We start from the raw sequence: 14,163 nt of genomic DNA, 5'->3' as shown, positions 1-14,163 counted from the left end.
GGGGGTGTTCCCCGCAGCATATGTGAATTCTTAACAGAGAACAGAATCAATGGATAAATTCCGTGTTCAGGGGCCTACTCGCCTGCAGGGCGAGGTCACTATTTCCGGCGCGAAAAACGCCGCCCTGCCAATCCTCTTTTCCGCGCTATTAGCCGAAGAGCCGATTGAGATCCAGAACGTACCGAAGCTGAAAGACATCGATACCACCATGAAACTGCTGAGCCAGCTGGGCGCGAACGTTAAGCGCAACGGCTCCGTATGGATCGATGCCGGCCCGGTCGACGTTTTCTGTGCGCCGTATGATCTCGTCAAAACCATGCGTGCTTCGATTTGGGCGCTGGGTCCGCTGGTGGCGCGTTTTGGTCAGGGACAGGTATCACTCCCCGGCGGTTGCGCCATCGGCGCGCGCCCGGTTGATTTACACATAACCGGTCTTGAGCAACTGGGTGCGGAAATCAAACTGGAAGAAGGTTATGTCAAGGCGTCGGTTAATGGACGCCTGAAAGGCGCGCATATTGTGATGGATAAGGTCAGCGTTGGCGCTACCGTCACCATCATGAGCGCTGCGACGCTGGCGGAAGGCACCACCGTTATCGAAAACGCCGCGCGCGAGCCGGAAATTGTCGATACTGCGAACTTCCTCAACACGCTGGGCGCGAAGATCAAAGGTCAGGGCACCGATCGTATCACCATCGAAGGCGTAGCGCGCCTTGGCGGCGGCGTCTACCGCGTTCTGCCGGATCGTATTGAAACCGGGACGTTCCTGGTGGCGGCGGCGATTTCTGGCGGTAAGATTCTGTGCCGCAATGCCCAGCCGGATACCCTTGATGCGGTTCTGGCCAAGCTACGCGACGCCGGCGCGGACATTGAAACGGGCGAGGACTGGATTAGCCTCGATATGCACGGCAATCGTCCGAAGGCCGTCAACGTTCGTACTGCCCCACACCCGGGTTTCCCGACCGATATGCAGGCCCAGTTCACTTTGCTGAATCTGGTTGCAGAAGGAACCGGCGTGATCACCGAAACGATTTTCGAAAACCGTTTCATGCATATCCCGGAGCTGATCCGTATGGGCGCGCATGCGGAAATCGAGAGCAATACGGCGATTTGCCACGGCGTGAAGCAGCTTTCTGGCGCCCAGGTAATGGCGACCGATCTGCGTGCGTCAGCCAGCCTGGTGCTGGCGGGCTGTATTGCGGAAGGTACGACGATTGTCGATCGTATTTACCACATTGACCGCGGCTACGAACGTATCGAAGACAAACTTCAGGCGCTTGGCGCGAATATCGAACGCGTGAAAGCCGAATAAGCCTATTGCAGCAGCCCTCTGACGTATGTCCGGGGGCTGTTGTCTGCAACCTCGCTTTATTTGTTATTCTTCCTCTGACGCATCATCTGCGTTCTGTCGATAAACTGGTGGGTATGGGGATCGTGATAGCGCGATGGCCATATTACCCAAGGATCGGTTTCCAGAGCGTGAGCGATAATCAGCTCGCCCTTGGGCCAGGGCCGACTCAGCGCATTGGCGAGCGTTGAAGAACTTAAACCATTACGCCGCGATTCAGCTGCCAGCGACGTCCCTTTTTTGCGTAATCCGGCAATAATATCCGCCGGATGCCAGTCGATGAACTTATCCATAAATTCTCCTGGTAATAAACATTCCGTTCGTCCCTTAATGGGCGACAAAATGACTATACCTTGAGTTCCAGTAATGTTCTAACAAGTTCTTTTAATGGCTTTGATATTAAGAATAAATCAAGAAATGAGGTTGAAAATGACTTTAATGGCGCTTACTGGAACTTTCCCGCGATTCTACGCGGGAAAGTGAGAGGAGGGGTTAATGGTCGCGCTGCACGGCGATGTGGGCAAGACCAATTAGCGCTTCACGCCACGGAGAATCGGGAAGGACCTGGAGGGCGGCAATTGCTTTATCAGCCTCTTCCTCCGCGCGTTTTTGGGTCCATTCCAGCGAGCCACAGGCTGCCATGGTTTCCAGCACGGCTTCGAGTAGATGGCGGCCGTTACCCTGCTCGATCGCTCCGCGGATCATGGCGGACTGTTCTGCGCTGCCGTGTTGCATAGCGTGCAGGAGCGGAAGGGTGGGTTTGCCTTCATTCAGATCATCACCGACGTTTTTACCCAGCCGCTTACCATCCGAACTGTAGTCAAGCAGATCGTCAATCAGCTGGAAAGCGGTACCCAAATAGCGCCCATAGTCCTGTAACGCTTTCTCTTGCTCCATGGTGCAGTCGGCCAGGATCCCGGAGCACTGGGCCGCGGCTTCAAACAAACGGGCGGTCTTGCTGTAAATGACCCGCATATAGTTTTCTTCGGTGATATCCGGGTCGTTCACGTTCATCAGCTGCAGGACTTCGCCTTCAGCAATGACGTTAACGGCTTCCGACATCACTTCCAGCACTCTCAATGAGCCGAGGCTGGTCATCATCTGAAAGGCGCGGGTGTAGATGAAATCGCCAACCAGCACGCTAGCGGCATTGCCAAAAGCGGCGTTTGCGGTGGCTTTGCCCCGGCGCATATCAGACTCATCGACGACGTCATCATGTAGTAGGGTGGCGGTATGGATAAATTCGATCAGCGCAGCAATGGCGACGTGAGCGTTTCCCTGATATCCAACGGCACGCGCGGCCAGCACGGCGATCATCGGGCGAATGCGTTTACCGCCTCCGCTAACGATGTAATAGCCTAACTGGTTGATAAGCTGAACATCCGAGTCGAGTTGCTCAAGAATTGTCGCATTGACGCCCGCCATATCCTGCGCGGTTAACTCATTGATTTTTTCTAAATTCATCGCAAAAGCCGGGCCAAATGTCCTGTTTCCGCGTATCCAATAGGATCACAGAAGGATTAAGATAGAATTAAAAGAAGATGTGATTGTACTGAAAAATTGCCGCAGATAAACGCTGGAGTGAAAGTTGTGTTTTTTTTCTGCGTTGATCGCTGATCGCTCTTGTCAAAGGCTCGCGTTTTGCGTAATATTCGCGCCCTATTGTGAATATTTATAGCGCACTCTGAATCATACGAAGAGGTGCGCGGAAGCGGAGTTCTATATGTACGCGGTTTTCCAAAGTGGTGGTAAACAACACCGAGTAAGCGAAGGTCAAACCATTCGCCTGGAAAAGCTGGACATCGCAACTGGCGAAGCTGTTGAGTTCGCAGAAGTGCTGATGATCGCAAACGGTGAAGAAATTAAAATCGGCGTTCCTTTCGTTGAGGGCGGCGTAATCAAAGCTGAAGTTGTTGCACACGGTCGTGGCGAGAAAGTTAAAATCGTTAAGTTTCGTCGTCGTAAACACTACCGTAAGCAGCAGGGCCATCGTCAGTGGTTCACTGATGTGAAAATTACTGGCATCAGCGCCTAAGACCTGAGGAGAGATTTAAATGGCACATAAAAAGGCTGGCGGCTCAACTCGTAACGGTCGCGATTCAGAAGCTAAACGCCTGGGCGTTAAGCGTTTCGGTGGCGAATCCGTTCTGGCGGGTAGCATCATCGTTCGTCAACGTGGCACCAAATTCCACGCTGGCACTAACGTAGGTTGCGGTCGTGACCACACTCTGTTTGCTAAAGCAGACGGTAAAGTGAAATTCGAAGTTAAAGGCCCGAACAACCGTAAATACATCAGCATCGTTGCTGAGTAAGTTTTTCGTGGTCCGGTAACGGATTAAAGCCCCGCAACGTGTTGCGGGGCTTTTTACATTGAAAACCCGGAAAATTTTCTGCAGGGAAAACGGGCATGAAGCAGCAGGCCGGCATCGGCATTCTTTTAGCGCTCACCACGGCGATGTGTTGGGGGGGCCTGCCGATCGCAATGAAGCAGGTTCTTGAAGTGATGGAGCCGCCGACGGTGGTTTTTTATCGCTTTTTGATGGCAAGTTTTGGTCTTGGCGCCATCCTGGCCATGAAAAGAAAGCTGCCTCCGCTGCGTATTTTTCGTAAGCCGCGGTGGTTGATACTGCTGGTCATTGCGACGGGTGGTTTGTTCGGTAACTTCATTCTGTTTAGTTCTTCCTTGCAATATCTCAGCCCCACCGCTTCTCAGGTGATTGGCCAGCTGTCCCCGGTCGGCATGATGGTGGCCAGCGTTTTTGTCCTTAAAGAAAAAATGCGCGGCACTCAGGTTGTGGGAGCGCTGATGCTGGTGAGCGGTCTGGTGATGTTTTTTAACACCAGCCTGATCGAGATTTTTACTCGCCTGACGGACTACACGTGGGGGGTAATTTTCGGCGTCGGGGCGGCGACGGTATGGGTATGCTACGGCGTCGCGCAAAAGGTGTTATTGCGGCGTCTGGCGTCACAGCAAATCCTTTTTTTGCTGTACACTTTATGTACGATATCGCTATTGCCATTAGCGAAGCCTTCGCAGGTACTGGCATTAAGCGACTGGCAGCTGGCCTGCCTGGTTTTTTGCGGCCTAAACACCCTGGTAGGCTACGGTGCGCTGGCGGAAGCGATGGCGCGCTGGCAGGCAGCGCAGGTGAGCGCGTTGATTACCTTAACACCGTTGTTTACGCTGCTATTTTCAGATTTATTATCACTGGCCTGGCCCGACGTTTTCGCCAGACCGCTGTTGAACCTGATGGGTTATCTCGGTGCGTTTGTCGTGGTTGCGGGCGCGATGTATTCCGCCGTCGGTCATCGTCTTTGGGGACGATGGCGTAAGCGAGAAGCGGTTGTGCCGCTCCCCCGCTCAGGCGAATGATTTACGGAGAGTAAAATGAAGTTTGTTGATGAAGCAACGATCCTGGTCGTAGCAGGTGATGGCGGCAATGGTTGCGTTAGCTTCCGCCGCGAAAAATATATCCCGAGAGGCGGCCCGGACGGCGGTGACGGTGGTGATGGCGGTGACGTCTGGCTTGAAGCGGACGAAAACCTGAACACCCTCATCGACTATCGTTTTGAGAAGTCTTTCCGCGCCGAGCGCGGGCAAAACGGCCAGAGCCGCGACTGTACCGGTAAACGCGGTAAAGACGTGACGGTGAAAGTGCCGGTAGGGACCCGTGTAATCGACCAGGGGACCGGCGAGACGATGGGCGATATGACCAAGCATGGTCAGCGCCTGATGGTCGCCAAAGGCGGCTGGCACGGGCTGGGCAACACCCGTTTCAAATCATCCGTCAACCGTACTCCGCGTCAAAAGACGATGGGGACGCCGGGCGATAAGCGCGATCTGCAGCTGGAGTTAATGCTGCTGGCGGACGTCGGGATGCTGGGGATGCCGAATGCGGGTAAATCGACCTTTATTCGTGCCGTTTCCGCTGCCAAGCCTAAAGTCGCTGACTATCCGTTTACGACGCTGGTGCCAAGCCTCGGCGTGGTGCGTATGGATAACGAGAAGAGCTTTGTGGTGGCGGATATCCCTGGGCTGATTGAAGGCGCAGCGGAAGGCGCAGGCCTCGGTATTCGCTTCCTGAAGCACCTGGAGCGCTGTCGCGTGCTGCTGCATCTCATCGATATCGAGCCGATTGACGGATCCGATCCCGTTGAGAACGCGCGGATTATTATCGGCGAGCTGGAAAAATACAGTGAGAAACTGGCTTCTAAGCCGCGCTGGCTGGTCTTTAACAAGATTGACCTGATGGACAAAGCTGAGGCGGAAGCGAAAGCGAAAGCTATCGCGCAGGCGCTGGGCTGGGAAGATAAGTTCTACCTGATTTCGGCGGCCAGCCAGCAGGGCGTAAAAGACCTGTGCTGGGACGTGATGACCTTTATCATCGAAAACCCGATTGTCCATGCGGAAGAAGCGAAGCCGGCAGAAAAAGTCGAGTTTATGTGGGACGACTATCATCGTCAGCAGCTTGAAGAAGCTGAAGTAGAAGATGATGAAGACTGGGATGATGATTGGGACGAAGACGACGAAGAAGGCGTCGAATTCATCTACAAACGTTAATCCTGAACAAACGAAAGGGCCGCCAATGATGCGGCCCTTTTGCTTTAGTTGTTCTGATAGAGGTCTTTGTATAATCGGCTTTCGAAGCGCACTAGCGGAATGCGGCGATTACGCTGGTCGGCCGGAGGCACGGCGTAGCCAGACAGGTATTGCACGAACGCAATCTTCTGCCCGCTGGCGGTGGTGATGAAACCGGCCAGGTTATACACCCCTTGCAGTGAACCCGTTTTCGCCGAAACTTTGCCATCAACGCCGGCCTGATGCAGACCCGCTCGATATTGCAGAGAACCATCGTGGCCGGCCAGAGGCAGCATCGAAATAAAGTTGAGCTCGTTATCGTGCTGGGCGATGTACTGCAGCACCTGCATCATCGTGGCTGGCGCGATGAGGTTATGGCGCGACAGACCTGAGCCATCGGCAATAATGGTATTCCCGAGATCGACGCCGGCCTGCTGGCGCAGGATCTGCCGTACGGCATCGGATCCGGCTCGCCAGGTACCCGGTACGCTGAAGCGGGCATGTCCAATGGTGCGGAATACCGTATCGGCGATCATGTTGTCCGATTTTTTCAGCATAATACGCAGCAGATCGTGCAGCGGCGCAGATTGGGTGCTCGCCAGGACGGTACCCGGATCGTTCGCCAGCGTCTGACGCAGCAGCGTACCGCTCCAGGTGATGTCAGCATCGGTCAGCTCCGTTTTCAGAATTGCGCCGGCGTAGCTGGCGCCATCCTGGATAGCGAAAGCCAGCGGCAGCGGCTCGCTGCGCTGCGGCAGACAGCCGGTCAGGGTGTATCGGTTCAGATCGCCGGGAACCACGTCAAGCTCACAATACTGTGCTTCAGAAGAGCCGCGCGCCAGCGTTCGTACCTGGCTGAACATGGTCACCGGGTAGTAAGACGCCACGCGAATAAACGCAAGATCGCCCGGTTTTTGCGCGCTATAGAGCGAGATGGAGAAACAGTTTCGATCGACAATAGCCGCCGCCGGCGGGGCGCTAAAGCACTGCGTCATATCGTTCCATGGCCAGCCCGGCGCTTTGTCATGGCTGGCGAAGATGGAGGTATCGATCAGGACATTACCTTCAATTCGTTGGACGCCGGCTTTCTTCAGCGTGGCCACCATATTACGAATATCCTGACGCCGAAGGGTAGGATCGCCGCCAAAGCGCGCAATAAGGTCGCCTTTCAGGACACCGCCATCAAGACTGCCTTTCGTTTCCAGCGTGGTGGTGAAGCGGAAGTCCGGACCCAGCTGCAGCAGCGCAGCAAGCGCGGTTATCACCTTTTGGGTGCTGGCCGGGAGCGCCATCTGCTGGCTATGATAGTCTATCTCCGGCGTTGGGGATCCCACCTTCTGCGCCATAAAGGCAAGGTTTGCGCCCGCAGGAAGCTGGTTGATGTACTCGTCAATATTCGCTGCCTGAGCGCTAAGCGCTATACCGGCAGTCAATCCGATGATAAATCTGGAAAATCGCATAATCTCGCGCTAACAGCCTGAAACCAGTCCGTCATACTACGGTGCATCGCCCTGTAAAGTAAACGATGACCCATAGTGAACTTCAGGGTAAAATACGTATCAAATTGAAAATTGCTGCTGACCTGGGGATGACTTTCCGGGTCGGTTTTCTTTTGCTCCGGCCCTGCTCAAGTCTTGACCGGCTGCGGAGCGGTATTGTCTGCTCCATGAAGGAATGAAAAAGAGGTATAACAAATGCAAGCTATTCCGATGACCTTACGTGGCGCTGAAAAACTGCGCGAAGAACTGGATTTCCTGAAGTCCGTACGCCGCCCTGAAATCATCGCTGCCATCGCTGATGCGCGCGAGCACGGCGATCTTAAAGAAAATGCAGAGTATCATGCTGCCCGCGAACAGCAGGGCTTCTGTGAAGGCCGCATTAAGGATATTGAAGCAAAGCTGTCGAACGCGCAGGTTATCGACATCACTAAAATGCCTAACAACGGCCGGGTGATTTTTGGTTCGACGGTTAGCGTTCTGAATCTCGATACGGATGAAGAGCAAACTTACCGTATCGTCGGCGATGATGAGGCCGATTTTAAGCAAAATCTGATCTCTGTGAACTCACCGATTGCACGTGGTTTAATCGGTAAAGAGCAGGATGATGTTGTGGTAATCCGTACACCGGGCGGTGAAGTCGAATTCGAAATTCTGAAGGTTGAGTACCTTTAATCCGAATTTAACGCTACGATGTTGATGGATTGTAAAGAAAGGAAAAAGGCCGCGTAGCGGCCTTTTATCAGCGTCCGGAGCATGGCATTTTGCTCGTCTACCCGCAGAAAACCCTCGATTTACACAAAGTTGTGTCGATAACCAGGATATTCTTAGCGTGGCAGCGAGATTTTACGCTCTTTAGTTGGGCGGTACAGAACCAGCGTTTTACCGATGACCTGTACATTACAGGCGCCGGTTTCGCGCACGATAGCTTCCACGATCAAGGTTTTAGTTTCGCGATCTTCCGAGGCGATCTTCACCTTGATAAGTTCATGGTGCTCTAACGCTTGTTCAATCTCGGCCAGTACCCCTTCGGTCAAACCATTGTTGCCAAGCATAACTACCGGCTTGAGCGGATGTGCCAGACCTTTCAGGTGCTGTTTTTGTTTAGTACTCAGATTCATCGTATTTTTTTGCTTACGTTGGGATTGAAAACGGTTCATTCTACCGCCATCTCCCATATATCGCCAAACTACCGCGTCGATTTTTACGTCGCGAAGTACGATGAACCCGAAATGGGAATGTTAAATGACAGGTAAAAAGCGTTCTGCCAGCTCAAGTCGTTGGCTTCAGGAACACTTTAGCGATAAATATGTTCAGCAGGCACAGAAAAAGGGGTTACGTTCCCGTGCCTGGTTTAAACTTGATGAAATACAGCAAAGTGACAAGATTTTTAAACCGGGGATGACGATAGTTGACCTCGGCGCTGCACCCGGTGGCTGGTCGCAATACGCGGTTACGCAGATCGGTAACAGCGGCCGCATCATTGCTTGCGATCTTTTACCTATGGATCCAATCGTTGGTGTGGACTTCCTTCAGGGCGACTTTCGTGATGAATTAGTCCTGAAAGCGTTACTTGAGCGTGTAGGTGACAGTAAAGTACAAGTTGTCATGTCCGATATGGCGCCAAATATGTGTGGAACACCGGCGGTGGATATTCCCCGGGCCATGTATCTGGTGGAACTGGCGCTTGGAATGGCTCGTGATGTATTAGCGCCAGGTGGTAGTTTTGTAGTGAAGGTGTTCCAGGGCGAAGGCTTCGATGAGTATCTAAGAGAGATTCGCTCCCTGTTTACGAAGGTCAAAGTTCGTAAGCCGGACTCTTCTCGCGCCCGTTCGCGTGAAGTGTATATTGTAGCGACCGGGCGTAAACCATAACCGGCAGATTTCAAACGAAAGTTTGAAAGACGCTGGATATAGAGTATCCTGACGCTGTTTTTAACACAGTTGTAATATGAGGTTAATCCCTTGAGTGACATGGCGAAAAACCTAATACTCTGGCTGGTCATTGCCGTTGTGCTGATGTCAGTATTCCAGAGCTTTGGGCCCAGCGAGTCGAATGGCCGCAAGGTGGATTATTCTACCTTCCTGCAGGAGGTCAATCAGGACCAGGTTCGCGAAGCGCGTATCAACGGACGTGAGATAAACGTTACCAAGAAAGATAGTAACCGTTACACGACCTACATCCCGGTGAACGATCCTAAGCTGCTTGATAACCTTCTGACTAAAAACGTCAAGGTGGTAGGTGAGCCGCCAGAAGAACCGAGCCTGCTGGCTTCTATCTTCATCTCCTGGTTCCCGATGCTGCTTCTTATCGGCGTCTGGATCTTCTTTATGCGCCAGATGCAGGGCGGCGGTGGCAAAGGCGCCATGTCGTTCGGTAAGAGTAAGGCGCGTATGCTGACGGAAGACCAGATCAAAACCACTTTTGCCGATGTCGCCGGTTGTGACGAAGCGAAAGAAGAAGTGGGTGAACTGGTTGAATATCTGCGTGAACCGAGCCGTTTCCAGAAGCTGGGCGGTAAAATCCCGAAAGGCGTCCTGATGGTCGGCCCTCCGGGTACCGGTAAAACCTTGCTGGCAAAAGCCATCGCGGGTGAAGCCAAGGTTCCATTCTTCACGATTTCCGGCTCTGACTTCGTTGAAATGTTCGTTGGTGTCGGTGCATCCCGCGTGCGCGACATGTTCGAACAGGCCAAGAAAGCGGCACCGTGCATCATCTTTATCGATGAAATCGACGCCGTGGGCCGTCAGCGTGGCGCTGGCCTGGGTGGTGGTCACGATGAACGTGAGCAGACGCTGAACCAGATGCTGGTAGAGATGGACGGCTTCGAAGGTAACGAAGGTATTATCGTTATCGCGGCAACCAACCGTCCGGACGTTCTTGACCCTGCGCTGCTGCGTCCAGGCCGCTTTGACCGTCAGGTTGTGGTCGGTCTGCCGGATGTCCGCGGTCGTGAACAGATTCTGAAAGTACATATGCGTCGCGTACCGCTGGCGCCGGATATCGACGCGGCAATTATCGCCCGCGGTACGCCTGGCTTCTCCGGTGCTGACCTGGCAAACCTGGTGAACGAAGCTGCGCTGTTTGCCGCTCGTGGCAACAAGCGCGTTGTATCGATGGTTGAATTCGAGAAAGCGAAAGACAAAATCATGATGGGTGCGGAACGTCGCTCCATGGTGATGACGGAAGCGCAGAAAGAGTCCACCGCGTATCACGAAGCCGGTCACGCAATTATTGGTCGCCTGGTGCCGGAACACGATCCGGTACACAAAGTGACGATTATTCCGCGCGGTCGCGCGCTGGGCGTTACCTTCTTCCTGCCTGAAGGCGACGCGATCAGCGCCAGCCGTCAGAAGCTGGAAAGCCAGATTTCTACCCTTTACGGCGGTCGTCTGGCGGAAGAGATTATCTACGGCGTAGAGCATGTTTCTACCGGTGCGTCGAACGACATCAAAGTCGCGACCAACCTGGCGCGTAACATGGTGACTCAGTGGGGCTTCTCTGACAAACTCGGCCCGCTGCTGTATGCCGAAGAAGAAGGTGAAGTTTTCCTTGGCCGCAGCGTCGCGAAAGCGAAGCATATGTCCGATGAAACGGCGCGCATTATCGACCAGGAAGTGAAGTCACTGATTGAGCGTAACTACAATCGTGCACGCCAGTTGCTGAACGATAACATGGACATCCTGCACGCGATGAAAGATGCGCTCATGAAATATGAAACCATCGACGCCCCGCAGATAGATGACCTGATGGCTCGCCGCGATGTTCGCCCGCCAGCTGGCTGGGAAGAACCGGGCTCGTCCAACAATTCTGACAACAATGGCACGCCGCGTGCGCCGCGTCCGGTTGATGAACCGCGTACGCCAAACCCGGGCAATACCATGTCAGAACAGCTGGGCGACAAATAAGTTAGCCGTTATTGACGCTGTTGTACTTTTTAAAACCCCTGAGCATATGCTCCGGGGTTTTTCTTTTTCAACCTTTCTCTGACTCAGGGATTTAGCGATGAAACTTGTAGCCCAGGGCTCAACCCTCGATCTCTCTCACCCACATGTGATGGGTATTCTTAACGTTACTCCGGATTCTTTCTCTGACGGCGGGACTCACAACACGCTGGTCGAAGCCGTTAAACACGCCAATCTGATGATCAATGCCGGGGCGACTATCATTGATATCGGTGGGGAGTCGACGCGTCCGGGGGCTGCGGATGTCAGCGTCGAGGAAGAGCTGGCGCGAGTCATTCCGACGGTGGAGGCGATTGCCCAGCGCTTTGAAGTCTGGATCTCTGTTGATACCTCAAAACCGGAAGTGATTCGCGAGTCGGCGCGTGTTGGCGCGCATATCATCAATGATATCCGTTCGCTGACCGAACCGGGAGCGCTGGAGGCTGCGGCTGAAACGGGCTTGCCGGTGTGTCTGATGCATATGCAGGGCCAGCCGAAGACAATGCAGGACGCGCCGAAGTACGCGGACGTGTTTGCTGACGTTGAGCGCTTTTTTGTCGAACATATTGTGCGCTGCGAACGTGCCGGTATCGCAAAAGATAAATTGTTGCTCGACCCGGGATTCGGTTTCGGTAAAAATCTTTCTCATAATTATGAACTGCTTGCCCGACTGGGAGAGTTCCATCATTTTGGTCTTCCGCTGCTGGTAGGTATGTCGCGTAAGTCGATGGTAGGTCAGTTGCTCAATGTCGGGCCGACGGAGCGCCTGAGTGGCAGCCTGGCCTGCGCTGTCATTGCTGCAATGCAGGGCGCGCAGATTATTCGCGTCCATGATGTCAAAGAAACGGTAGAAGCGCTGCGCGTGGTGGAAGCTACCCTGGCCGCTAAGGAAAATAAACGTTATGAGTAACCGCAAATATTTTGGTACAGATGGTATTCGTGGCCGCGTAGGCGATGCGCCAATAACGCCAGAATTTGTATTAAAGCTGGGCTGGGCAGCTGGTAAGGTGCTGGCACGTCACGGCTCACGGAAGATTATTATTGGTAAAGATACCCGTATCTCAGGCTATATGCTGGAGTCCGCGCTGGAGGCTGGCCTGGCTGCTGCGGGATTATCCGCTTCTTTTACCGGGCCGATGCCAACGCCGGCAATTGCTTATCTGACGCGCGCCTTCCGCGCGGAAGCCGGGATTGTCATTTCCGCTTCACATAATCCGTTCTATGACAACGGCATCAAATTCTTCTCTATCGAAGGCACCAAGCTGCCGGATGAGGTAGAGGAAGCCATTGAAGCCGAAATGGAAAAAGAGCTGACCTGCGTCGATTCCGCCGAGCTGGGTAAAGCCAGTCGTATCGTCGACGCCGCTGGTCGCTATATCGAGTTTTGCAAAGGCACCTTTCCGAACGAGCTTAGCCTCAATGCTTTGAAGGTGGTGGTCGACTGCGCTCACGGGGCGACTTATCACATTGCGCCGAATGTTTTCCGCGAGCTGGGCGCTCAGGTTATTGCGATGGGCTGTGAGCCTGATGGCCTCAACATCAATGAAGAGGTCGGGGCGACGGATGTTCGTGCCCTGCAGGCGCGTGTACTGGCGGAAAAAGCCGACCTGGGTATTTCTTACGATGGTGATGGCGATCGGGTCATTATGGTGGACCACGAAGGCAACAAAGTTGATGGTGACCAGATCCTCTATATCATTGCCCGTGAGGGCCTGCGTCAGGGGGGGCTGCGGGGCGGCGCTGTTGGGACGCTCATGAGCAACATGGGACTTGAACTGGCGCTTAAACAGCTGGGCATTCCATTCGTTCGCGCGAAGGTAGGCGACCGCTATGTGCTGGAGAAACTGCAGGAGAAAGGTTGGCGCATTGGCGCAGAAAACTCCGGCCATGTGATCTTATTGGATAAAACCACGACGGGGGATGGGATTGTCGCCAGCCTGCAGGTGGTGGCGGCGATGGTGCGTAACCATATGAGTCTGCACGACCTGTGCAGCGGAATGAAAATGTTCCCGCAGCTTCTGGTTAACGTTCGCTTTACTGAAGGTAGCGGCAACCCGCTGGAACATGAGCATGTAAAAGCAGTAACCGCGGAAGTAGAAGCGGCGCTGGGAAATCGGGGTCGCGTACTGCTGCGTAAATCAGGCACAGAGCCGCTGATTCGCGTTATGGTGGAAGGCGAGCATGAAGAGCAGGTGCACGAATTTGCCCATCGTATCGCCGATGCCGTCAAAAGCGTTTAATCTCTTTGTTAAGTGACTAAAAAGGCGACGGCTGCCGCCTTTTTAGTCGATAGAAATCGCTTTTTGCTGTTTTTTTCCGCACTTGATACAATGCACTGAAATTGCCCTTGCGAAGGTCATTCGCTTTGGTTAGTATTCACACCCGCTTCAGTGGGAAACGTTAAAACGTCCCGCTTTATTGGTCGAAGCACTTGGTATGCGGCAAATCCGCAAGGAACAGGTTGATTATGTACGAAGCTCTTTTAGTTGTTTTCCTTATTGTGGCAATTGGCCTTGTGGGTCTGATTATGCTGCAGCAAGGTAAAGGCGCTGATATGGGAGCCTCCTTCGGAGCAGGCGCTTCCGGCACTCTGTTTGGATCCAGCGGTTCTGGTAACTTCATGACCCGTATGACTGGTATCCTGGCTGCGCTGTTCTTCATCATCAGTCTGGCGCTGGGCAATATCAACAGCAACAAGACCAATAAAGGAAGTGAGTGGGATAATCTGAGCGCTCCGAAAACTGAGCAAACTCAGCAGACAGCGCCGGCGCAGCCGAGCAGCGACATCCCGCACTGAT

At 53.7% G+C, this 14,163-nt stretch carries 15 protein-coding genes; 11 read left to right on the top strand and 4 right to left on the bottom strand.

Annotated features, from left to right (window positions below; all coding sequences use genetic code 11):
* Positions 1-49: 49 nt before the first annotated feature.
* On the top strand, positions 50-1,309 hold the full coding sequence (gene murA, locus IYV58_RS24475; protein ID WP_004125680.1) for a UDP-N-acetylglucosamine 1-carboxyvinyltransferase: 1,260 nt from the start codon (positions 50-52) through the stop codon (positions 1,307-1,309).
* Between the two features lie 56 nt (positions 1,310-1,365).
* Here the strand turns inward: murA and sfsB are convergent, their stop codons facing one another.
* Positions 1,366-1,638: a DNA-binding transcriptional regulator SfsB gene (sfsB, locus tag IYV58_RS24470; protein ID WP_004125679.1), complete on the bottom strand. Its 273-nt coding sequence runs from the start codon at positions 1,636-1,638 to the stop codon at positions 1,366-1,368.
* Between the two features lie 199 nt (positions 1,639-1,837).
* Positions 1,838-2,809, bottom strand: a complete 972-nt coding sequence (gene ispB / locus IYV58_RS24465; protein ID WP_004125678.1) for an octaprenyl diphosphate synthase — start codon at positions 2,807-2,809, stop codon at positions 1,838-1,840.
* A 259-nt stretch (positions 2,810-3,068) separates the two neighbouring features.
* Here ispB and rplU point away from each other — a divergent pair, with 259 nt between their 5' ends.
* From rplU to cgtA, 4 genes are all read left to right on the top strand, one after another.
* The gene (gene rplU, locus IYV58_RS24460) at positions 3,069-3,380 is read left to right on the top strand and encodes a 50S ribosomal protein L21 (protein ID WP_004106123.1); all 312 of its coding nucleotides are present in this window, start codon (positions 3,069-3,071) and stop codon (positions 3,378-3,380) included.
* Between the two features lie 19 nt (positions 3,381-3,399).
* Positions 3,400-3,657 (top strand): 50S ribosomal protein L27, encoded by a 258-nt coding sequence (rpmA, locus tag IYV58_RS24455; RefSeq protein ID WP_003861831.1) that lies wholly within the window; start codon positions 3,400-3,402, stop codon positions 3,655-3,657.
* A 95-nt stretch (positions 3,658-3,752) separates the two neighbouring features.
* Complete coding sequence (locus IYV58_RS24450; RefSeq protein WP_195729306.1) at positions 3,753-4,718, top strand: DMT family transporter; 966 nt, start codon at positions 3,753-3,755, stop codon at positions 4,716-4,718.
* A 15-nt stretch (positions 4,719-4,733) separates the two neighbouring features.
* Entirely contained in the window at positions 4,734-5,906 is a 1,173-nt protein-coding gene (gene cgtA, locus IYV58_RS24445; RefSeq protein WP_004125676.1) for an Obg family GTPase CgtA, read from the top strand.
* Between the two features lie 44 nt (positions 5,907-5,950).
* Here the strand turns inward: cgtA and dacB are convergent, their stop codons facing one another.
* A complete protein-coding gene (dacB, locus tag IYV58_RS24440; protein ID WP_004125675.1) occupies positions 5,951-7,384 on the bottom strand; it encodes a serine-type D-Ala-D-Ala carboxypeptidase in 1,434 nt (477 codons plus the stop codon).
* Between the two features lie 234 nt (positions 7,385-7,618).
* Between dacB and greA the strand changes: the two genes are divergently transcribed.
* Entirely contained in the window at positions 7,619-8,095 is a 477-nt protein-coding gene (gene greA, locus IYV58_RS24435; RefSeq protein ID WP_004125674.1) for a transcription elongation factor GreA, read from the top strand.
* A 152-nt stretch (positions 8,096-8,247) separates the two neighbouring features.
* Here greA and yhbY read toward each other — a convergent pair whose 3' ends face one another.
* Positions 8,248-8,541: a ribosome assembly RNA-binding protein YhbY gene (yhbY, locus tag IYV58_RS24430; protein ID WP_004139797.1), complete on the bottom strand. Its 294-nt coding sequence runs from the start codon at positions 8,539-8,541 to the stop codon at positions 8,248-8,250.
* Between the two features lie 124 nt (positions 8,542-8,665).
* Between yhbY and rlmE the strand changes: the two genes are divergently transcribed.
* The 5 genes from rlmE to secG all read left to right on the top strand — a co-directional run bounded on the left by rlmE (position 8,666) and on the right by secG (position 14,162).
* On the top strand, positions 8,666-9,295 hold the full coding sequence (gene rlmE / locus IYV58_RS24425) for a 23S rRNA (uridine(2552)-2'-O)-methyltransferase RlmE (protein WP_004106110.1): 630 nt from the start codon (positions 8,666-8,668) through the stop codon (positions 9,293-9,295).
* A 99-nt stretch (positions 9,296-9,394) separates the two neighbouring features.
* Positions 9,395-11,329 carry an ATP-dependent zinc metalloprotease FtsH gene (gene ftsH, locus IYV58_RS24420; protein WP_004854549.1) on the top strand — a complete coding sequence of 645 codons (1,935 nt, stop codon included), beginning with the start codon at positions 9,395-9,397 and terminating at the stop codon, positions 11,327-11,329.
* Between the two features lie 97 nt (positions 11,330-11,426).
* Positions 11,427-12,275, top strand: coding sequence for a dihydropteroate synthase (gene folP / locus IYV58_RS24415; protein WP_004125673.1), 849 nt, complete (start codon positions 11,427-11,429; stop codon positions 12,273-12,275).
* Entirely contained in the window at positions 12,268-13,605 is a 1,338-nt protein-coding gene (gene glmM / locus IYV58_RS24410) for a phosphoglucosamine mutase (RefSeq protein WP_004125671.1), read from the top strand. Before folP ends, glmM begins: the two co-directional genes overlap by 8 nt.
* Before the next feature lie 227 nt (positions 13,606-13,832).
* The gene (gene secG / locus IYV58_RS24405; protein WP_004125669.1) at positions 13,833-14,162 is read left to right on the top strand and encodes a preprotein translocase subunit SecG; all 330 of its coding nucleotides are present in this window, start codon (positions 13,833-13,835) and stop codon (positions 14,160-14,162) included.
* The last annotated feature ends 1 nt before the right edge of the window (position 14,163 follow it).

The sequence above is a fragment of the Klebsiella sp. BDA134-6 genome, from assembly GCF_015601345.1.
Classification (GTDB): domain Bacteria; phylum Pseudomonadota; class Gammaproteobacteria; order Enterobacterales; family Enterobacteriaceae; genus Klebsiella; species Klebsiella grimontii.
Note: the sequence above shows the minus strand (reverse complement) of the source record. Positions and strands in the feature narration are given on the sequence as shown.